Origin of the sequence: Streptomyces sp. NPDC050546 (genome assembly GCF_044457425.1) — a bacterium.
Lineage (GTDB): Bacteria > Actinomycetota > Actinomycetes > Streptomycetales > Streptomycetaceae > Streptomyces.
In genome coordinates this window covers 205,682-224,746 of record NZ_JBITGX010000003.1, presented here as the reverse complement: position 1 = coordinate 224,746, position 19,065 = coordinate 205,682, and the positions used below count along the sequence as shown (strand labels likewise).

Sequence of the window (19,065 nt, the reverse complement as noted above, 5' to 3'; positions counted from 1 at the left end):
GAAACGGAACACACGTGAGCGGGGAGACGCATGGTGCTGAGCGATCACAACCAACGGGGCTTACAGCCCGTCGCAGCCGACCCCGAAGAACGTGTGCACCCCATCGCGGACCCACGGTCAGCAGCCGAGCACTGGCTCCTGACCACACTCCCCGCACCCAGCCGCGACCGCGCCCGCCTGGAATGGCAGCAGCACGCCGTAACCATGCTCCCGCTCGGCATCAGCTTCTCCGCCGTACGTATCCCCGGCCGCCTCGTACTCGCCCTGGCGGACAGCGCCGAGCCGTCGGAGCTCGACGAGTTCATGCGCCAAGCCCTCGACGACGGCCCGGTCATCTGCGATCCGCGCCATCTGCGGTACTACGCCCTGGTACCCGCGAGCATGCCGAGGACGTGGCGTCAGGCCGTCGACGACTGGAGGCCTCTGGACGTGGACTGCCTGGGCCTCGGCAGCTACCTCGGAGTCCCCAGGGCGGACGCCGTGGCATGCAGCCGCGCTCGCGCCACCTACTGGTCGGTGCCGATGGCCTCGTCCGCTGCCCTGTGCAGGCCCTTGAAGGTCGCCCGGCTGATCGCCGCCGCCCGGCACTGCCTGACCACGGAGCCGGAAGCGTGAGCGGCACGGCAGCTCCCTACGACGCGGCGCGGATCCGGCGACGTTGCGAGGAGGCACTGTGGGGCCCCGGCGGGCAGCCGGCCGAGCAACGGGCCCGGCTCCAGGAGATGGAGGGGTACGTACGGCTGCTGGCGCCCGAGCTGTCGAAGCTCATGCCGCGGCTGCGGGACAGCATGAGGGCCACCGCCCGGATCGTCCTGCGGCATGCGACTGAACTCCTCGACAGCGGCACGGCATCAGGCGATCCCGCAAGGCGGCTGCACGACGCCGGTGTCACCGCCCGTGCGCTGCTGGGTCTGCTCGAACGCCCCGGCGAACTCACCCCCGACCAGGATCAGACGACGCGGCCCGTCACCGGCCCCGGCCCGCGTTGAGCCGCGCCGCCTGCCGTGTCAGATGGTCGCGTTCGGCAAGGTTGGGGGCCAGCCGGGCCGCCTCGGCGTACAACCGGGCCGCCGTGACCAAGTCACCGTCACTCTCGTGGAGATACGCCGCCACCGCCGCATGACGCGGCACGGAGTCGTCGACCGCCGCGAGCGCCGCCAGCCCGGCGCGTGGTCCGTCGGCCTCCCCCACGGCGACCGCGCGGTTCAGCCGGACGACCGGGCTGTCGGTCAGGCGTGCGAGCTCGTCGTACCACTCCACGATCTGCACCCAGTCGGTCTCCTCGGCGGTGGGCGCGTCGGCGTGGAGGGCGGCGACGGCGGCCTGGGCCTGGAACTCGCCCAGCCGGTCACGGGCGAGGGCCCCCTGGAGGATCCCGACGCCCTCGGCGATCGACGCGGTGTCCCACCGGCCCCGGTCCTGCTCGGCGAGCGGCACCAGGCTGCCGTCGGACGCGGTGCGGGCGGCACGCCGGGCGTGGTGGAGGAGCATGAGGGCGAGCAGCCCGGCCACCTCGGGGTGGTCGATCGCGGCCGCGAGCTGCCGGGTGAGCCGGATGGCCTCCGAGGCGAGGTCGACATCGCCGGAGTAGCCCTCGTTGAAGACCAGGTAGAGGACGCGGAGGACGGTGGCCACGTCCCCGGGCTGGTCGAACCGCACACCGGAGACCGTGCGCTTGGCCCGGCTGATGCGCTGCGCCATGGTCGCCTCGGGTACGAGGTAGGCCTCGGCGATCTGCCGGGTGGTGAGGCCGCCGACGGCGCGCAGCGTGAGCGCGACCGCCGATGCCGGGGTCAGCGACGGGTGGGCACAGAGGAAGTAGAGCTGGAGCGTGTCGTCCAGCGCGGGGGCCGGGCCGGGCGCCGGCTCCTCCTCGACCCGGTCCTCGCGCCGGCGGCGGGCGAGGTCCGACCGGGTGGCGTCGAGGAACTTGCGCCAGGCCACGGTGACCAGCCAGCCCTTGGCATCCCGCGGCGGGTCGGCCGGCCAGACGCGGAGCGCCTCGACCAGAGCGTCCTGCACGGCGTCCTCGGCCGCCGCGAAGTCGGCTCCGCGGCGGACGAGGACGGTGAGCACGCTCGGCGTGAGGCTCCTGAGCAGAACCTCGTCCTTCGCGGACACCTGTGGCCTCACTCCGTGATGGTGGTCCGCACGCCGTAGAACGGGCGCACCTCCAGCCACTCGTGGATGGGCTTGCCGCCCGCACCGGGGGCGGCGGACAGTTCCCCGGCCAGCTCGACGGCGCGCTCGTAGCTGTCGACGTCGATGATCATCCAGCCGGCGATGAGGTCCTTGGTCTCGGCGAACGGTCCGTCGGTGACCGGCGGGCGCCCCTCACCGTCGTAGCGGACCCACGCTCCCTCGGGGGCGAGCGCCTGGCCGTCGACGAACTCGCCGGTCTTCTCCAGGCGGGCCGCGAAGTCGTTCATGTACTGCATGTGCGCCGAGATCTCCTCGGGGCTCCACTGGTCCATCGGGACGTTGTTGACCGGAGCCGGGGCGCCGCGGTAATGCTTCAGCAGCAGGTACTTCGCCATGATGGTCTCCTCGGTGCTCGTGCGACCCATTGTGGTCGCGTTCACACCGGGGACGGAGCCGGACGCGGCTTCTCGACATCCCCGTCCGACTTTTTTCGGGCTCTCATGGAAAGAGGTCTCAAACGTCGGAGGCCTCACACCGTCGCCGGCACGTCCCCCGCCCGCCGCCGGATCACCAGCGCCATCAGCGCAGCCACCGCGCACAGCGCCCCCGACGCGTACCAGACCACGTCGTACGAGCCGAACGTGTCGCGGGCGACTCCGCCGAGGAAGGCGACCAGGGCGGCGCCCACCTGGTGGGAGGCGAGGACCCAGCCGAAGACGATCGCACTGTCCTCGCCGTACTGCTCACGGCACAGGGCGAGGGTGGGCGGGACGGTGGCGACCCAGTCGAGGCCGTAGAAGACGATGAAGAAGATCATCGGCGGGTGGACCGAGGGCGCCAGCAGCAGGGGGAGGAAGAGGAGCGAGACGCCGCGCAGCGCGTAGTACACCGCGAGCAGGCGGCGCGCGTCGAAGCGGTCCGTGAACCAGCCGGAGGCGATCGTGCCGACGACGTCGAAGATCCCGATGACCGCGAGCAGCGAGGCCGCGGCCGTGATGGGCATGCCGTGGTCGTGGGAGGCGGGCACGAAGTGGGTCTGGATCAGGCCGTTGGTGGAGGCCCCGCAGATCGCGAAGGTACCGGCGAGCAGCCAGAACGGGCCGGTGCGGGCGGCCGAGAACAGGACGGACACGGCGCGGCGCGCGGCGCCCACCACGGGGGCCGGCTTCGGTACGAACTCCGTCGCTCCGTAGGGCTTCTGGCCGACGTCGGCCGGGTGGTCGTGCAACAAGAGCCATACGAACGGGACGACCGCGAGCGCCGCGAGCGCGACCGTCACGGCCGCCGGACGCCAGTCGTAGCGGTCGATGATCCAGGACAGCAACGGCAGGAAGATCAGCTGGCCCGAGGCCGACGCGGCGGTCAGGATGCCGCTGACCAGGCCGCGCCGCTCGGTGAACCAGCGGTTGGTGACGGTCGCCGCGAACGCCAGCGCCATGGAGCCGGAGCCGAGGCCGACCAGCAGGCCCCAGCACAGCATCAGCTGCCAGGCCGCCGTCATCCACACGGTCAGGCCGGAACCGAGGGCGATGACGGTCAGGGCGACCGCGACGACCCGGCGGATGCCGAAGCGGTCCATCAGGGCCGCCGCGAACGGGGCCGTCAGACCGTACAGCGCGAGATTGACGGAGACCGCGGCCCCGATCGTGCCGCGCGACCAGTCGAACTCGTTGTGCAGCGGGTCGATGAGCAGACCCGGTACGGAACGGAAGGCCGCGGCGCCGATGATCGTCACAAAGGTGACAGCGGCGACGAACCAGGCGCGGTGCACACGCCCGCGGTTCGGTTTCGACGGCTGCTCCACTGCGGGGGCTTGGCTTGTCTGGGTCACGTCATAGAGCTTCCGATCCGCGCCCGGGACGCAGCGAGTGGCCCGAAGGACAGCATTCGTTAGGATCGGGCCATGGCAGTGAGCGCAGCAGACTCCGGTTTCCGGCCCCACCGGGTCGTCGTCCTGGCCCTCGACGGACTGCTCCCCTTCGAACTCGGCATCCCGCACCGCATCTTCGGCCGCCCCAAGGACGCCCGGGGACGGCATCTGTACGAGGTCGTGACCTGCTCGGTCCGCCCGCCCGGCCCGGTCGTGACGGACGCCGACTTCGACATCCACGTCGCCCATGGCCCGGAGGCCCTGGCCACCGCCGACACGGTGATCGTCCCGGCGTCGTACGAACTCGGCCCGGTCTACGAGGACGGCGTGCTGACCGCCGAACTCGCCGCCGCCCTCGCCCACCTCAGGCCCGGCACCCGGCTGGCCTCCATCTGCACCGGCGTCTACGTCCTCGCCGCCGCGGGCCTGCTCGACGGCCGCCCCGCCACCACCCACTGGGCAGACTCCGAACGCCTCCAGCGGCTCTTCCCGCAGGTCGAGGTCGACCCGGACGTGCTGTTCATCGACGACGGCGACGTGCTGACCTCCGCGGGCGTCGCGGCCGGCCTCGACCTGTGCCTGCACATGGTGCGCCGTGACCACGGCGCCGCCGTCGCCAACGACGTGGCCCGCCGTACGGTCGTGCCGCCCCACCGCGACGGCGGGCAGGCGCAGTACATCGAGCGCCCGGTGCCCGATCCGCAGCAGGCGTCCACCACCGCCGCCCGCGCCTGGGCCCTGGGCCGCCTCCACGAGCCGATCCAGCTGCGCGACATGGCCGCCCAGGAGTCCATGTCGGTCCGTACCTTCACCCGCCGCTTCCGCGAGGAGACCGGCGTCAGCCCGGGCCAGTGGCTCACCCAGCAGCGTGTGGAGCGGGCCCGGCATCTGCTGGAGTCCACCTCCCGCTCCGTCGACCAGGTGGCCCACGACGCCGGGTTCGGCACGGCCCAGTCGATGCGCCAGCACCTCCAGACGGCGCTCGGCGTCACCCCCACCGCCTACCGGCGGACCTTCCGGGCCGAAAGGGACCGGACGGCGGCCGTCAGAACATGAGCACCCCCCGCGCCACCCGCCCCGCCTCCGCGTCCGCCGCCGCCTTCTCGAACTCCTCGACCGGATAGGTCCGGGTGACGAGTTCGTCCAGCAACAGCCGGCCCTCGCGATAGAGGTCGGCGTACAGGGCGATGTCGCGCTGCGGGCGGGAGGAGCCGTAGCGGCAGCCCAGGACGGACTTGTCCAGGTACATCGACGAGACGCGGAAGGACGCCTCGGCCGTGGCCGGGGGCACGCCGAGGAGGATCGCCTGGCCGTGCCGGTCCAGCGCGTCGATCGCCTGGCGGATCAGCTCCACCCGGCCGACGCACTCGAAGGCGTGGTCCGCGCCCGTGGGGAGGACGTCCCGCACGCCCTCGGTCGAGGTGAGGAAGTCCGTCGCGCCGAAACGCCGTGCCACCTCCTCCTTCGCCGGGTTGGCGTCGACGGCCACGATCCGCAGGGCGCCCGCCAGCCGCGCCCCCTGCAACACGTTCAGCCCGATGCCGCCCGTCCCGATCACCAGCACGCTGTCGCCCCGGTCCACCCGCGCCCGGTTCAGTACGGCGCCCACCCCCGTCAGCACCCCGCACCCGATGAGCGCCGCCGACGTCATGGGGATGTCCCCGGGGATACGGACGGCCTGCACGGCCTTCACCACCGTGCGCTCCGCGAAGGCCGAGTTCGACGCGAACTGGTACACCGGCAGGCCGTCGTGGCTGAACGGCCGGCCCGGGCGCCCGATCGCGCCCCGGCACATCGTCGGCCGCCCCCGGTCGCACTCCGCGCACGTCCCGCAGTTGGCCAGTGTGGACAGGGCCACATGGTCACCGGGCGCCACATGGGTGACGCCCACACCCACCGCCTCCACGACCCCGGCCCCCTCATGGCCCAGCACCACAGGAACGGGGAAGGGTATGGTCCCGTCCACCACCGACAGATCGCTGTGGCACAGCCCGGCCGCCCGGATCGCGACCAGGACCTCACCGGGCCCCGGCTCCCGCACCTCCAGATCCGTCACGACCCGGACCTGCTTCCCGTCGAAGATCACGCCTCGCATCACACGGCTCCCTTGGGCTCCCTGGGCAGGCCGAGCACGCGCTCGGCGATGATCGTGCGCTGGATCTGGTCCGAGCCGCCGTAGATGGTGTCGGCCCGGGAGAACAGGAACAGGTGCTGTGCCGCGTCCAGTTCGTACGGCGCCGAGGCCGACCAGCCGACGGGACCCACACCCGCCGCCGCCCCCCGCACCAGCACCGCCAGCTCCCCCAGCCGCTGATGCCAGCCGGCCCACAGCAGCTTCGCCACGCTCGGCGCCCCCGCGTCGCCCGAACCGCCCAGCGTGCGCAGGGCGTTCCAGCGCATGGTGCGCAGCTCGGCCCACAGCCGTACGAGCCGCTCCCGTACGACGGGATCCCGCGCCGCACCCGACTCCTGGGCCGCCCGCACGACGTCCTCGAGCTCCTGGGCGAACCCGATCTGCTGGGCCAGCGTGGACACGCCCCGCTCGAAGCCGAGCAGGCTCATGGCGACGCGCCAGCCGTTGCCCTCACCCCCGACGACCTGCTCCGCGTACGCGCCGTCGAAATAGACCTCGTTGAAGTCGCTGGTGCCGGTCAGCTGCCGGATGGGACGGACCTCGACACGGCCCGGCTGGTCCATGGGGACGAGGAGAAAGGTCAGCCCGTGGTGCCTGAGGGACCCGGCTTCGGTACGGGCGAGCACGAAGCACCAGTCGGCCTCGTGCGCGAGCGACGTCCAGATCTTCTGCCCGCTCACACGGTAGGTACCGCCGTCGCGTACGGCCGCGGTACGGACCCCGGCCAGGTCCGAACCGGCACCGGGTTCGCTGTAGCCCTGGCACCAGAGTTCGTCCCCGGCGGCGACGGGAGGCAGAAAGCGGGCCTTCTGCTCCTCGGTGCCGTGGACTATGAGCGTGGGCGCGAGCAGGTTCTCCCCGATGTGCCCGGAGCGCGGGGGCGCCCCCGACCGCGCGTACTCCTCGGCCCAGACGACCTGCTGGGTGAGGGTGGCCGTGCGGTTCCCGTAGCCGCCCTCACCCCAACCGAGCCCGATCCACCCGGCGGCACCGAGGGTGCGCTCCCAGGCACGGCGGTCCGAGACGCCGTCGGCACGCACAGCGAGCCAGGCACGAGCTTCGCTGCGGAACGCGTCGTCCTCCGGCCCGAAGTCGAAGTCCATCAGGGTGCTCCTCTCGATGCCGCAGGGGCGGATTCCCCAGGGGCGCGGGGAACTGCGCGACAAGCCACAACGCACCCGCACCCGCCGAAAAGGCCCAAGGCCCCCGAGCTACAGGGCGTTGGGCCGCTCCCCTTCCCGCGCCGCCCTCTCCATCTCCCGCACGCGCTCCAGCAACGGCATCGGATCCACCCCCACCGACCCCGACAGAACCTCCGCGACCCCCTCCACGGTCCAACCGCCGGATGAATACGCCGCACGCAGCTCCCGCGGCTGCGCCCACACCGCGATCTTCGCCCCGGCCACCGTGTACACCTGCCCGGTGATCCCCTCCCGGGAGGCGGCGTCGGACAGCAGATACACCACCAGCGCGGCGACGTCCTCCGGCTCCCCGATCTCCGCCAGCTCCGTCGGCACACCCGCCGACATCCGCGTCCGCGCGACCGGCGCCACCGCGTTCGCGGTCACCCCGTACTTGTGCAGCCCCAGCGCCGCGCTCCGCACCAGCGAGATGATCCCGCCCTTGGCCGCGCTGTAGTTCGCCTGCGAGACCGACCCCTGGTGATTCCCGCTCGTGAACCCGATCAACGTCCCGGACCGCTGCTTCCGCATCACCGCGGACGCCGCCCGGAACACCGTGAACGTGCCCTTCAGATGGGTCGCGACGACCGGGTCCCACTCCTCCTCGGTCATGTTGAACAGCATCCGCTCACGCAGGATCCCGGCCACACAGACCACTCCGTCGAGCCGCCCGTACGACGACAGCGCCACGTCGACGACCCGCTGTCCGCCCGCCATGGTGGAGATGTCGTCGGCGACCGCCACCGCGGCCCCGCCGGCCGCCTCGATCTCCTTGACCACGGCCTCGGCGATCTCGCTGGTCGGCGAGGCACCGTCGACGGAGACGCCGTAGTCGTTGACGACGACCTTCGCCCCCTCGGCCGCGGCCGCGAGCGCGACCGCCCGGCCGATGCCCCGCCCGGCGCCGGTGACGGCGACGACCTTCCCTGCCAAGAAGTTCCCCACGCCCGGCCCCTTCCCGTCCCACGGTTTCTGACGGACCGTTAGATTTCAGGTTCCCGAATTCTACGACCCGTCAGATACGGGAAGACAAGCCCCGGGGAGGACTCATGTCGCTGCCGGACGCGTTCCATGACATCGCCAAGCGCGTGAACAACTGGGGCCGTTGGGGTGCCGACGACGAACTCGGCACGCTGAACCTGATCACCGACGAGGTCGTAAGGGAAGCCGCGGCCACCGTCCGCACCGGCCGCCGTATCCCACTCGCACTGCCCCTCCGGCAGGACGGCGTGCAGACCGGGATGATCCCGGGCCGCGTCAACCCCCTGCACGTCATGGTGCAGATCAACCAGGAGCTGTTCGGCCCGGGCACGGTCGCGTGCAGCGACGACGCCGTGACCATGGGGCTGCAGGCGGCCACCCACTGGGACGCGCTGCCCCATGTCTCGCACTCGGGCCGGATCTACAACGGCCGCCCGGCCGGCTCCGTCACGGCACACGGCGGCGCCGGGTTCAGCGGCATCGGCACGGTCCGGCACCTCGTCTCGCGCGGGGTCCTGCTCGATGTCGCCCGGGCCCGGGGCACGGACCGGCTCGACGGCGGGTACGCCGTCACCCCCGAGGACCTGGACGCCGCCGAGGAACTGGCCGGGACGCGCGTACGGGCCGGCGACATCGTGCTCGTACGAACCGGGCAGGTCCAGGTCTGTCTGGCCGGGGACCGGCACGCGTACGCCTTTCCGTCGCCGGGGCTGTCGATCCGGACGCCGGAGTGGTTCCACGCGCGCGATGTCGCGGCCGTCGCCAACGACACCCTGACCTTCGAGGTGTTCCCGCCCGAGGTGGACGGCCTGTGGCTGCCGGTGCACGCCCTCGACCTCGTGGAGATGGGAATGCCGCAGGGCCAGAACTGGAATCTCGAAAAGTTGTCCACAGCCTGTGGAGAAGTGGGCCGCTCCGCCTTCCTGCTGACGGCGACGCCCGAGCCGTTCGCCGGGGCGACCGGATCTCCGGTGGCGCCGGTCGCCGTCCTCTAGGGCATCGCCCCCCTGGGCCTGCCCAGCAGGATGGCGGCGCCGCGCTGCTCGCCCCGAGCACGGCAGCGCGCGCCGCCACCCGACTCCGGCGCTCCCGCCCCGGCTCCCCTGGCCCTGAGGGAAGCCGACGCCGAATCACGACTCACACTCGCCGAGGGCCGCCGTCACCGATGCCCTCGCCGTCCCCTCACGGCGAATCGCTGCCCACCAGCGTGAGCAAACGGACACGACGCGTCAACATCCGGTTCGGTGATTTGTCGCTTATGCGGGGTGTGCCGCGGGCGCGCACGGAAGCACATCCCGGCGCATCACCGCATGCCCTGACGGAACCGGCCGGCCGCCGTGCACCCACGCCCCGGCCTTCGCCGCAAGACCCCGCGGCATGTGCCGCCGTCCACCATGCCTCGCGTTCCACGCGCCCGGCGGACACGGACGAGCAAGGACGAGCAAGGACTGGCAAGGACGCGCACGCGGAAGGACCGGGCCCCAGCCCGACCCGCCGGCCCTACACCGCCTCGTACGCCAGCCCCTCGAACGACGTCCCGCCGCCGTACGCCGCCGCGCCCCCTCCGCACGACGCCGTGACCTCACCGGACTTCGCGCACCGGTCCAGCTCGCACCAGATGCGCTTGCCGGTGCTCTCGACGCTCCAGCCCCAGCGGTCGGCGAGGCCGTCGACGAGGGCGAGACCCCGGCCGCCGGTCGCGTCGTCGTCAGCGCACCGGGGCACGGGGGCCCGGCCGCTGCGGTCGGCGACCTCGAGGCGGACCGTGGACTCGTCCGTCACCGCGTGCGGCAGCGACAGCAGCAGCACCGCGGGACAGCCGGTGTGCACCACGGCGTTGGTGACGAGTTCGGAGACCAGCAGGATCAGCGTCTCGGCGAGCGGTTCGTCGGCCTGTATGCCCGACCCGGCCAGGCGCGAGCGGGCCCACCGCCTGGCACGCCCCACCTCTGCGGGGTCGGGCCGGATCTCCAGCTGCACTTGAAGCACCTGCACCGCTCACACCATCCGAACCGGCGGACACTTAGGCTCGCGCCTCACGAGGGCCACGATCGTAGCCATTTTCTGCATGGCCAGAACAACGGCCGGGACAAGGATCACGGAACGTGAATCCCTTGTGGGACAGCATGGTTGACGTACAGTCACCCCAACAAGCGCTTCGGGCATATTCCAGCGCGAAGGAGTACCCCTGCGGGATACTGTGCGACGCTCGCCGCGGGGAGTCGAACAGGCGGCGAAGCGGGGCCGCACTGCGGGGCAAGCAGCGGCGCGCATCGTCGGATCCGCAGTCGTCCCGGGGGCGACTGCGGCGCGGCGCGTGTTCAGGACCACTCGCATCTCACACAAGGTACCGGAGCGGACCGCCGACTCCGGGCTGTTACGAGTCACGCATCGGATACGACCCGGTATCAACTCTCCGTAATTCCGGCATGCCACAATCCGCGACATCTCTGCGGGCATCGTCGGCAATGTCGCAGCCAGACGGCCCGTCAGGCCGTTCCGGCCGCCAGATCGGCCGCGAGGAGTTCCTCACTCTCCGTGACTCCACCCGCACGTTGGGTTCGAACCCATGCGCGTTTCAGATGCAGATGGACCTCGGACTCCCAGGTGAAGCCCATGCCGCCGTGCACCTGGAGACAGTCGCGGGCGCCGCGTACGGCGGCCTCGTCGGCGAGCAGACGGGCGGCTGCGATATCGGCCGGGTCGGCGGTGACGGCGGCCGCGTACACCGCGGCGCGGGCCGTCTCCGCCCGGACCAGCATCCCCGCGCACAGGTGCGCCACCGCCTGGAAGGCCCCTATGGGCCGTCCGAACTGTTCGCGGGCCCGGGCGTGTTGCGCCGCCAGCTCGCAGACGCGGACCGCCGTGCCGAGCTGCTCGGCGGCGGTGAGGAGGACGGCGACGGGGTCCGGGGCGGCCGTCGCGCCCCCGGGAACGCGGTGCAGCGGTGTCAGCGGGTCCAGGGAGCGCAGCGGCACGGCGCCGGCGGTGTCGCCGCGTACGACGTCGGCCTCCGTCAGCCACTCCGCGAGGCCGCCGTCGACGGCCGTCACGACGGTCTCCCCCGTGGCCGCGCCCGGTACGGCACCGGCCGCGAGGTGGGTGGCGGCCAGCGGCCCGGGCAGCAGCGCCCGCCCCGTCTCCTCGAACACCAACACCGCCTCGGGGAGCCCCAGTCCGACCCCGCCGTCCGCCTCCGGCAGCCGCAGCGCGAAGAACCCGGCGTCGCCCAGGGCCCGCCACAGCGCCCGGTCCAGGCGCGCCGGGCCCCGTGCGGCGGCCCGCAGCGCCTCCGCGTCGAAACGCCGGGCCAGCAGCTGCCGCATCCCCTCGCGCAACGCCCGCTGGTCGTCCGTCAACCGGAAACGCACGGTCACCGTCCCTTCGGCAGGCCGAGGATCCGCTCGGCGACGATGCTGTGCTGGATCTGCGAGGTACCGGCCGCGATGGTGTACGAGAGGGACGAGAGGCGGTCGAGGGTCCAGGGCCGGTCCAGGTCGAGGCAGTCGGGGCCCAGCACCTCGGCGGCGGCGTCGTAGAGCTCCTGGCGGGCGTGCGAGTACCGCAGCTTGAAGACCGAGCCCGCGGTCCCGGGCACCCCGCCCGAGGTCTCCGCCGCGCTGACGTTCCACTGCGTGAGCCGCCACAGGGCCCGGAACTCGGCGTTGAGCCTGCCCAGCCGGCGCCGCAGCACCGGGTCGTCCCAGCGGCCGTTCTCGCGGGCCTCGACGGCCAGTTCGCCCAGGACGCGGCGGCAGGCGACGACCTCGCCGGCGAAGGCCGTGCCGCGTTCGAAGGACAGCGTCACCATCGTCACGCGCCAGCCGTCGTTCTCGTCCCCGACCCGGTTCGCGACCGGCACCCGCACCTCGTCCAGGAACATCTCGGCGAACTCCGCCGAACCGGCCAGGGTCCGCAGCGGCCGTACGGTGATGCCGGGCGCGTCCATGGGCATGGCCAGCCAGGTGATGCCCCGGTGCTTGGGCACCGCGGGGTCCGTGCGGACCAACAGCTCGCACCAGTCGGCGACTTCCGCGTGGGAGGTCCAGATCTTGGAGCCGGTCACCACGTAGTGGTCGCCGTCGCGCCGCGCGCGGGTGCGCAGGGCCGCGAGGTCGGAGCCGGCCTCCGGTTCGCTGAAGCCCTGGCACCAGACCTCCTCGCCGCGCAGGATCGGCGCCAGCCAGCGCGCCCGCTGCTCGTCCGTGCCCTCGGCGGCGATGGTCGGCCCGGCGTGCAGCAGCCCCACGAAGTTGGCCCCCACGTAGGGCGCGCCCGCCTTCTCTGTCTCCTCCAGGAAGATCAGCCGGATGGTGGGCGAGGCGCCCCAGTGGACGTCGGCGTATCCGGCGTCGTGGAGCCTGCGCTGCCAGCCGAGGTCGTGGGCGCGTCGGGCGGGCCAGTCGTCGGGGGGCGGCTTGGGCGGCAGCGTGGGCAGCACCGTGCCGAGCCACTCCCGCAGGCGCGCCCGGAACTCCTCTTCCTCGGGGCTGTACGTGAGGTCCATCTATTTGTCGAGGTCCAGGTCGAGCATGCGGATCGCGTTGCCGCGCATCAGCTTGTAGACCGTCTCGTCGTCGAGGCCCTTGACGTGGTCGAGGGCGACTTCCTTGGTGTGCGGGAAGGTCGAGTCGACGTGCGGGTAGTCGGTCTCGAACGTGGCGTTGTCGCGGCCGACGACGTCGAGCGAGGCCACGCCGTGCTTGTCGCGGAAGAAGCAGCAGAAGATCTGCCGGTAGTAGTAGGTGGACGGCGGCTCGGGGATGGTGTCCCTCACCCCGCCCCAGGCGCGGTGTTCCTCCCAGACGTCGTCGGCGCGCTCCAGGGCGTAGGGGACCCAGCCCATCTGGCCCTCGGAGTAGGCGAGTTTGAGGCGCGGGAACCGCACCAGCACGCCGCTGAAGAGGAAGTCCATCATCGAGGCCATCGCGTTGTTGAAGCTGAGCGAGGCCTGGACGGCGGGCGGTGCGTCCGGGGAGGCGGCGGGCATCTGGGACGAGGACCCGATGTGCATGTTGACGACCGTCCCGGTCTCCTGGCAGACCGCGAAGAACGGGTCCCAGTAGCCGGAGTGGATGGACGGCAGCCCGAGGTGCGTGGGGATCTCGGAGAAGGTCACCGCCCGTACCCCGCGCTCGGCGTTGCGCCGGATCTCCGCGACCGCCAGCCCGACGTCCCACAGCGGGATCAGGCAGAGCGGGATGAGCCGCCCGCCGCTGCCCCCGCACCACTCCTCGACCATCCAGTCGTTGTAGGCGCGCACACAGGCCAGGGCGACCTCCTTGTCGTGCGCCTCGGCGAAGGTCTGGCCGCAGAAGCGGGGGAAGGACGGGAAGCAGAGGGACGCCTCGACATGGTTGAGGTCCATGTCCTCCAGACGGGCCTTCGGGTCCCAGCAGCCGCGCCGCATCTCCTCCCGGGTGATGCCCTCCAGGGTCATCTCGTCCCGGTCGAAGCCGACGGCGGCGATGTTGCGCTTGTACGGGAACTTCAGGTCCTCGTAGATCCACCAGTCGGTGGGCGGGCCGTCCGGGTCCATCGTGATCCGGTACTTGCCGCCGACGTAGGCGAGTTCACCGATGCCCGCGGTCAGGGGCCTGGGTCCGCGGTCGCGGTACTTGGCCGGCAGCCACGTCTCGAAGAGGTGGGCGGGCTCGATCACGTGGTCGTCGACGCTGATGATGCGGGGCAGTTCGGTCGCCATGGGTCCCCTCCGCCGGACTGATGCTTATCTGATGCAGCGTCAGATAGCATCCCACCTGACGACCCGTCAGCCAAGCAGCAGGGGGCAGTCGTGAACGAGACCCCGCACGCCCTGAGTTCGTCCCGCACGCTGTGGGAGCTGGTCGCCCGCCGCGCCGCCGTCACCCCGGACCGGCCGCTCTTCCTGGAAGGCGGCCGCAGGCTCACCTTCGGCGCTCTGCGCACGCGGGCCGAGCGGGTCGCGGCCGGGCTGTACGGCATGGGTGTCCGCCCCGGCACGGTGGTCGCCTGGCAGCTGCCCACCCGGATCGAGACGGCCCTGCTGTCCTTCGCGCTGGCCCGCCTCGGCGCCGTGCAGACGCCGGTCATCCCCTTCTACCGGGACCGCGAAGTGGGCTTCGCGCTGCGCGAGTCGAGGGCGGAGTTCTTCGCGGTGCCGGGCGAGTGGCGCGGCTTCGACCACGCGGAGATGGCCCGGCGCCTGGGTGCGAAGGGTGTCTTCGAGGCGTACGACGACCTGCCCGACGGCGATCCCTCCGTCCTGCCTCCCCCGCCCGCCGACGGCACCGCGGTCCGCTGGATCTACTGGACGTCCGGCACGACCTCCGACCCCAAGGGCGTGCTGCACACGGACCGTTCCCTGATCGCGGGCGGCTCCTGCCTCGCGCACGCCCTGCGGCCCTCGGGGGACGACGTGGGGTCGATCGCCTTCCCGTACGCCCATATCGGCGGGCCCGACTACACGGTGATGCTGCTGCTGTACGGCTTCCCGGCGGTGCTGTTCGAGCAGTTCGCGCTGCCGGACGCGCTGGAGTCCTACCGCCGGCACGGGGTGACCATGGCGGGCGGGTCCACGGCGTTCTACTCGATGTTCCTGACGGAGCAGCGGAAGCGGCCCGGGACCCCGGTGGTGCCGACGCTACGGCTGCTGGCGGGCGGCGGGGCGCCGAAGCCGCCGGAGCTCTATTACGCCGTAGTCAGCGAGATGGGCGTACAGCTCACCCACGGCTACGGCATGACCGAGGTACCGATGATCACCATGGGCGACCCGGACGACACCCCGGAGCTGCTGGCGACGACCGAGGGACGGCCGCCGGAGGGTATGGAGATACGGATCGTGGACGGGGAGGTGCGGCTGCGCGGGGAGGCGGTGTGCCAGGGGTATCTGGATCCCGGGCAGACGGCGGAGGCCTTCGACGCGGACGGCTTCCTGCGCACCGGCGACCTCGGGCACCTGACGGAGACCGGGCATCTGGTCCTCACCGGCCGCCTCAAGGACGTCATCATCCGCAAGGGCGAGAACATCTCGGCCCAGGAGATCGAGGACCTTCTGCACCGGCATCCGGCGGTCGGGGACGTGGCGGTGATCGGCCTGCCGGACGCGGCGCGCGGCGAGCTGGTGTGCGCGGTGGTGGAACAGCCGCCGGGCGCCGAGCCCTTGACCCTGGCGACGGCGACCGCCCACCTGCGCGCGGAGGGTCTCTCCGTCCACAAGCTGCCGGAACGACTCGAGGTCGTGGACGCCCTTCCGCGGGGCGAGACCCTGCGGAAGGTGCTCAAGTACAAGCTGCGCGAACGCTACTCGGGCACGTGACGCGCTGCGGGCAGGTTCTTCAGGGGCGCGGGGAACTGCGCGAGTGACCACGGACAGCCCGCAGCCGCCCGTCCGAGGACAACCCTTACGGCGAAGGGGCGCCGAAATCCCACGGCGCGGACGCGTGGCCCTACTCGGGCACCGTGAAGTAGCGGGCGAAGGCCGGTACGACCTCGGCCTCGCCGACCTTGCCGTCCTCGTCCGCGTCGAGTGCGCCGGCGGCCGTGCGGGCGACGTCCTCGGGGGCGCCGAGGCATGTGAGGACGCGGGACACCTCCTCGATCGTCGCCGCGCCGTCACCGTCCGTGTCGGCGATGTCCAGTGCCGCGTGCAGGAAGGGGCGGGCGATCTCGGCGAACCGGTCGGGGTTGTCGCGCAGGCGCTTGACCGCGCCGCCCACGAACTCCTCGCGCGTGATGCGCTGGTCGCCGTCGCGGTCCGCGATGCCCGCCATGCCCTGCCAGAACGCCTCCGCGCCGCCGTACAGCGCCTGTCCCTTGTCGGACCGGGCCGCTACGGCGAACTCCGTGAGCAGCGCCTTGGCCGCCCCGAAGAAGTCCTCGCGGTCGATGTAGCCGTTGCCGTCCTGGTCGAAGATGGCGAACCGGGCGGCGATCCTGCGCTCGTACTCGCTGCTGACCATGTCTCTTTCAGGCCGCCTTACGTCAGGTGGGGTGCGTCTCGCTCGGAGCGTACGACGGAGGGGGCCGTTCGGGCGCGGGAAAACGTCACTTGCGCCAAGACCGGGGGAATTCCGGGACAACAGCGTGTCAGAACGGCAACAGTCGCCCTACCGTGCGTCATCGGTCCGTCACGCGGACAGGGGTTCGCCCTCGTCACCCAGGGCCGCGTCCACATCGCCGTACACGTCGAACAGCCTGCGAACGCCGAGCGCGCCGAGGACCCGGTTGACGTGGGACCCGTCGGCCGCGCCCCGGGCGGGCAGCACCAGGCGCAGGCGGCCCTGGCAGGAGCGGATCAGCCGGCGCGCGGCGATCAGCACACCGACACCGCTGGAATCGCAGAAGAACACGTCGGACAGGTCGAGGACAAGACAGTGGTGCCCCTCGGCCACTACGTCGTGCACACGCTGACGCAGCACCGGCGAGGTCACCAGATCCAGTTCGCCGGACACCTGGAGCACGGCCCATTCGCCCTGCTCGTCGCCGGTCACTTTGAAGGTCACCACCACGCCCTTCGATCGCCAAAACGGAAGCAGTGCCTACGCTTCCTTGCAGCGCGGCTGCCCAGCGGCCGTTCCCTGAAACACAACCCGAAAAACGGATCCCCGTCGAATCAGGCTTGTTTTAGTCGGCTTCGATCCTGTTCGATCGCCTTCGGTCAGGTCTGATCGGCCGGCGGAGGGGTAGGCGCCCCTACCACCTGCGGCCGTTCAGGGGGCGCACATTGCCACAAAGGGGCGTGCGCTACCGGACGTGCCGACTACATTCGAGGAGACATCAGGCACACGCTGGACAGGGCACGGGCGCGGGACACGAGCAGGGGGTGAGGGGGCCGCATGGCGAAAAAGGACGTACCGCCCCGCTGGGACCGCAAGATGCAGCAGCGGCTCGCCCGCGGGGAGGCCGCCGCCCTCGGTGAGCTCTACGACCGGTTCGCCTCACTCGTGCACGGCCTCGCCCACCGCGTCCTCGGTGACGAACGCGCCGCCGACGGCATCACCCGCGAGGTCTTCGTCCACGTCTGGGAACACCCGGACTCCTACGACCCCAGACAGGGTCCGCTGCGCACCTGGGTCGCCACGCTGACCCACCGCCTGGCCGTGCAGCGCCTGCGCGCCACCGAGACCGCGGCCCTCGCCCGCGACGGCTCCGGCACCGCGGAGGAACTGGAGCACAGGGTGCGCCGCGCCTCGGTCGCCGCCCGCGCCGACTACATCGTGCAGTCCATGCCGGTCCCGCTGCGCTCGGCCCTGGAGCGGGCCTACTTCCAGCGCCGCGACTACCGCCAGACCGCCACCGACCTCGGCATCACCGAGGACGAGGCCCGCCGCCGGCTGCGCCTGGGCCTCCAGCTTCTGTCCACCGCCCACGAGACCGAGCCACCCGGCGCACCGCCCGGAGACGGGGGTGCGGTGTGAGCGGCTCCGAGTTCCTCTCGGGCCCGGGCGAGCCGGACGGGCCCGAACCGGACGCCGGGCACGAGCCGGGGAAGCCGCCGCGGATCCCCCCGCCCCGGGCCTCCGTCGAGGACAGCGGGCAGCCGCTGCCCGCACTGGAGGACCTGGGTGACACCGCGCCCCCTCCCGTACGGCCGGTGCTGGAGCACCCCGTGCTGAAGGCCCTGCTCGGCGCCTGGGCGCTGGCCGCCTGCTCGGCCGAGGAGGCGGTGGCCGTCGAGGAGCATCTCGGCGAGTGCGGGCAGTGCGCCGACGAGGCGCGGCGGCTGCGCGAGGCGGTCGGGCTGCTGCAACGGCCCGAGAGCCTCGACCTGGACCCGTCCCTGCGCACCCGGGTCCTGGAGACCTGCCTGGAGCGCCGCCCGCCGCGCATCCCGGTGCCGGACTGGGCCGCCGCCTACGACGCCGAGACCGCGCGCCTGGACGCCCTGCTCCAGGACTTCGGCGACGCCGAGTGGCACGCGCCGGTACGGCTGCGCTGGTTCCGGGCCGACGAAGCGACGAGCCGCCGTACGACCGTCGCCGGGGTCATCGCGCATCTGCTCAGCGTCGACGGTCTTGTCGCGCTCGCGCTGGGCCTGGACGACCCGCTGGGCGATGTCACGTCCCGGCAGCCGACTCCGGCGTCCCGCACCGAGGCGTACTGGCAGGCCTCCCACTTCCCGCCCACCCGGGCCGTGCGGGCGCCCTGGCGGGAACAGAGCCACAACCTCGTCCGCACGGTGTCCTTCACGGGCGGCGGCGCCGGGAAGATGCCCGTGCCGTACGGCGACTTCGCGCTGCCCCTGCACGACGCGATGCTCGACCGGGCCTTCGAGTGCTGGGTGCACGCGGAGGACATCGCGGACGCCGTCGACTACCCCTACGACCCGCCCTCGCCGCGCCATCTGCACCGCATGATCGACCTGGCGGCCCGCATGCTGCCGACGGCCCTGGCGCACCGCCGCCGCGCCGGCCTCGCGACACCCGCCCATCACCGCCACCTCGTCGCGGCGGGCGAACCGGGCCGCAGCCTCCGCCTGGAGATCGAGGGCCTCGGCGGCGGCGAGTGGCTGATCCCCCTCGACTCCCCCGCGGCCAAGGGCTCCGCGGAACACGAGGTGGCCCACGTAGCCCTGGACGGCGTCGAATTCTGCCGCCTGGCAGCAGGCCACGTACCCCCGCAGGAAGCGGCAGCGGGCCAGGTAGGAGACAGAGAGGCGATCAGAGACGTCCTCTTCGCGGCGGCTTCACTGAGCAGGATGTAAAACCCACAGCAGGGGCACGCTCCTAGGGGCGCGGGGAACTGCGCGAACAACCACACACAACCCGCACCCGCCA

At 72.1% G+C, this 19,065-nt stretch carries 19 protein-coding genes; 7 read left to right on the top strand and 12 right to left on the bottom strand.

Going from position 1 to position 19,065, the window contains the following annotated elements; all coding sequences use genetic code 11:
- Window positions 1-93 precede the first annotated feature (93 nt).
- Together ACIBK5_RS09055 and ACIBK5_RS09050 are read left to right on the top strand one after the other, a co-directional pair.
- Window positions 94-615, top strand: coding sequence for a hypothetical protein (locus ACIBK5_RS09055; protein WP_399017700.1), 522 nt, complete (start codon window positions 94-96; stop codon window positions 613-615).
- Window positions 612-989 (top strand): hypothetical protein, encoded by a 378-nt coding sequence (locus ACIBK5_RS09050; RefSeq protein ID WP_399017699.1) that lies wholly within the window; start codon window positions 612-614, stop codon window positions 987-989. Before ACIBK5_RS09055 ends, ACIBK5_RS09050 begins: the two co-directional genes overlap by 4 nt.
- On the opposite strand, the gene ACIBK5_RS09045 is transcribed toward ACIBK5_RS09050, so the two are convergent.
- The 3 genes from ACIBK5_RS09045 to ACIBK5_RS09035 all read right to left on the bottom strand — a co-directional run bounded on the left by ACIBK5_RS09045 (window position 967) and on the right by ACIBK5_RS09035 (window position 3,973).
- On the bottom strand, window positions 967-2,133 hold the full coding sequence (locus tag ACIBK5_RS09045) for an RNA polymerase sigma factor (protein WP_399017698.1): 1,167 nt from the start codon (window positions 2,131-2,133) through the stop codon (window positions 967-969). The two genes, ACIBK5_RS09050 and ACIBK5_RS09045, sit on opposite strands and share 23 nt — an antisense overlap.
- Window positions 2,130-2,537 (bottom strand): YciI family protein, encoded by a 408-nt coding sequence (locus tag ACIBK5_RS09040; RefSeq protein WP_399017696.1) that lies wholly within the window; start codon window positions 2,535-2,537, stop codon window positions 2,130-2,132. Before ACIBK5_RS09040 ends, ACIBK5_RS09045 begins: the two co-directional genes overlap by 4 nt.
- Window positions 2,538-2,671: 134 nt before the next feature.
- Window positions 2,672-3,973, bottom strand: coding sequence for an MFS transporter (locus ACIBK5_RS09035; RefSeq protein ID WP_399017695.1), 1,302 nt, complete (start codon window positions 3,971-3,973; stop codon window positions 2,672-2,674).
- Between the two features lie 72 nt (window positions 3,974-4,045).
- On the opposite strand from ACIBK5_RS09035, the gene ACIBK5_RS09030 reads away from it, so the two are divergent.
- On the top strand, window positions 4,046-5,068 hold the full coding sequence (locus ACIBK5_RS09030) for a GlxA family transcriptional regulator (RefSeq protein WP_399017694.1): 1,023 nt from the start codon (window positions 4,046-4,048) through the stop codon (window positions 5,066-5,068).
- Here ACIBK5_RS09030 and ACIBK5_RS09025 read toward each other — a convergent pair.
- From ACIBK5_RS09025 to ACIBK5_RS09015, 3 genes are all read right to left on the bottom strand, one after another.
- Complete coding sequence (locus ACIBK5_RS09025) at window positions 5,058-6,107, bottom strand: Zn-dependent alcohol dehydrogenase (protein WP_399017693.1); 1,050 nt, start codon at window positions 6,105-6,107, stop codon at window positions 5,058-5,060. The genes ACIBK5_RS09030 and ACIBK5_RS09025 overlap by 11 nt on opposite strands.
- Window positions 6,107-7,249 carry an acyl-CoA dehydrogenase family protein gene (locus tag ACIBK5_RS09020; protein WP_399017692.1) on the bottom strand — a complete coding sequence of 381 codons (1,143 nt, stop codon included), beginning with the start codon at window positions 7,247-7,249 and terminating at the stop codon, window positions 6,107-6,109. Before ACIBK5_RS09020 ends, ACIBK5_RS09025 begins: the two co-directional genes overlap by 1 nt.
- 108 nt (window positions 7,250-7,357) lie before the next feature.
- Entirely contained in the window at window positions 7,358-8,272 is a 915-nt protein-coding gene (locus ACIBK5_RS09015; protein WP_399017690.1) for an SDR family oxidoreductase, read from the bottom strand.
- A gap of 104 nt (window positions 8,273-8,376) precedes the next feature.
- Here ACIBK5_RS09015 and ACIBK5_RS09010 point away from each other — a divergent pair, with 104 nt between their 5' ends.
- Complete coding sequence (locus tag ACIBK5_RS09010; protein WP_399017688.1) at window positions 8,377-9,303, top strand: cyclase family protein; 927 nt, start codon at window positions 8,377-8,379, stop codon at window positions 9,301-9,303.
- 505 nt (window positions 9,304-9,808) lie between these two features.
- On the opposite strand, the gene ACIBK5_RS09005 is transcribed toward ACIBK5_RS09010, so the two are convergent.
- The 4 genes from ACIBK5_RS09005 to ACIBK5_RS08990 all read right to left on the bottom strand — a co-directional run bounded on the left by ACIBK5_RS09005 (window position 9,809) and on the right by ACIBK5_RS08990 (window position 14,012).
- On the bottom strand, window positions 9,809-10,288 hold the full coding sequence (locus ACIBK5_RS09005) for an ATP-binding protein (RefSeq protein ID WP_399018308.1): 480 nt from the start codon (window positions 10,286-10,288) through the stop codon (window positions 9,809-9,811).
- 509 nt (window positions 10,289-10,797) lie between these two features.
- A complete protein-coding gene (locus tag ACIBK5_RS09000; protein WP_399018305.1) occupies window positions 10,798-11,679 on the bottom strand; it encodes an acyl-CoA dehydrogenase family protein in 882 nt (293 codons plus the stop codon).
- A gap of 2 nt (window positions 11,680-11,681) precedes the next feature.
- Window positions 11,682-12,815, bottom strand: coding sequence for an acyl-CoA dehydrogenase family protein (locus ACIBK5_RS08995; protein ID WP_399017686.1), 1,134 nt, complete (start codon window positions 12,813-12,815; stop codon window positions 11,682-11,684).
- Window positions 12,816-14,012: an amidohydrolase family protein gene (locus ACIBK5_RS08990; protein WP_399017684.1), complete on the bottom strand. Its 1,197-nt coding sequence runs from the start codon at window positions 14,010-14,012 to the stop codon at window positions 12,816-12,818. It abuts the gene before it with no gap.
- A gap of 90 nt (window positions 14,013-14,102) precedes the next feature.
- On the opposite strand from ACIBK5_RS08990, the gene ACIBK5_RS08985 reads away from it, so the two are divergent.
- A complete protein-coding gene (locus ACIBK5_RS08985) occupies window positions 14,103-15,605 on the top strand; it encodes a class I adenylate-forming enzyme family protein (protein WP_399017682.1) in 1,503 nt (500 codons plus the stop codon).
- Window positions 15,606-15,735: 130 nt separating this feature from the next.
- Here the strand turns inward: ACIBK5_RS08985 and ACIBK5_RS08980 are convergent, their stop codons facing one another.
- Both ACIBK5_RS08980 and ACIBK5_RS08975 read right to left on the bottom strand, forming a co-directional pair.
- Window positions 15,736-16,248 carry an EF-hand domain-containing protein gene (locus ACIBK5_RS08980; protein ID WP_399017680.1) on the bottom strand — a complete coding sequence of 171 codons (513 nt, stop codon included), beginning with the start codon at window positions 16,246-16,248 and terminating at the stop codon, window positions 15,736-15,738.
- A gap of 168 nt (window positions 16,249-16,416) precedes the next feature.
- Entirely contained in the window at window positions 16,417-16,797 is a 381-nt protein-coding gene (locus tag ACIBK5_RS08975) for an STAS domain-containing protein (protein WP_399017678.1), read from the bottom strand.
- A 327-nt stretch (window positions 16,798-17,124) separates the two neighbouring features.
- Here ACIBK5_RS08975 and ACIBK5_RS08970 point away from each other — a divergent pair, with 327 nt between their 5' ends.
- Both ACIBK5_RS08970 and ACIBK5_RS08965 read left to right on the top strand, forming a co-directional pair.
- Complete coding sequence (locus ACIBK5_RS08970; protein ID WP_399017676.1) at window positions 17,125-17,706, top strand: sigma-70 family RNA polymerase sigma factor; 582 nt, start codon at window positions 17,125-17,127, stop codon at window positions 17,704-17,706.
- Window positions 17,703-18,992, top strand: coding sequence for a zf-HC2 domain-containing protein (locus tag ACIBK5_RS08965; RefSeq protein WP_399017674.1), 1,290 nt, complete (start codon window positions 17,703-17,705; stop codon window positions 18,990-18,992). The genes ACIBK5_RS08970 and ACIBK5_RS08965 overlap by 4 nt, the downstream gene beginning before the upstream one ends.
- Window positions 18,993-19,065 lie beyond the last annotated feature (73 nt).

Excerpts from the sequence above, each read along its gene's own strand:
- ACIBK5_RS09040 (WP_399017696.1), bottom strand. The coding sequence starts at position 2,537 with ATGGCGAAGTACCTGCTGCTGAAGCATTACCGCGGCGCCCCGGCTCCG.
- ACIBK5_RS09030 (WP_399017694.1), top strand. The coding sequence starts at position 4,046 with ATGGCAGTGAGCGCAGCAGACTCCGGTTTCCGGCCCCACCGGGTCGTC.
- ACIBK5_RS09025 (WP_399017693.1), bottom strand. The coding sequence starts at position 6,107 with ATGCGAGGCGTGATCTTCGACGGGAAGCAGGTCCGGGTCGTGACGGAT.
- ACIBK5_RS09020 (WP_399017692.1), bottom strand. The coding sequence starts at position 7,249 with ATGGACTTCGACTTCGGGCCGGAGGACGACGCGTTCCGCAGCGAAGCT.
- ACIBK5_RS09010 (WP_399017688.1), top strand. The coding sequence starts at position 8,377 with ATGTCGCTGCCGGACGCGTTCCATGACATCGCCAAGCGCGTGAACAAC.
- ACIBK5_RS08995 (WP_399017686.1), bottom strand. The coding sequence starts at position 12,815 with ATGGACCTCACGTACAGCCCCGAGGAAGAGGAGTTCCGGGCGCGCCTG.
- ACIBK5_RS08990 (WP_399017684.1), bottom strand. The coding sequence starts at position 14,012 with ATGGCGACCGAACTGCCCCGCATCATCAGCGTCGACGACCACGTGATC.
- ACIBK5_RS08980 (WP_399017680.1), bottom strand. The coding sequence starts at position 16,248 with ATGGTCAGCAGCGAGTACGAGCGCAGGATCGCCGCCCGGTTCGCCATC.
- ACIBK5_RS08970 (WP_399017676.1), top strand. The coding sequence starts at position 17,125 with ATGGCGAAAAAGGACGTACCGCCCCGCTGGGACCGCAAGATGCAGCAG.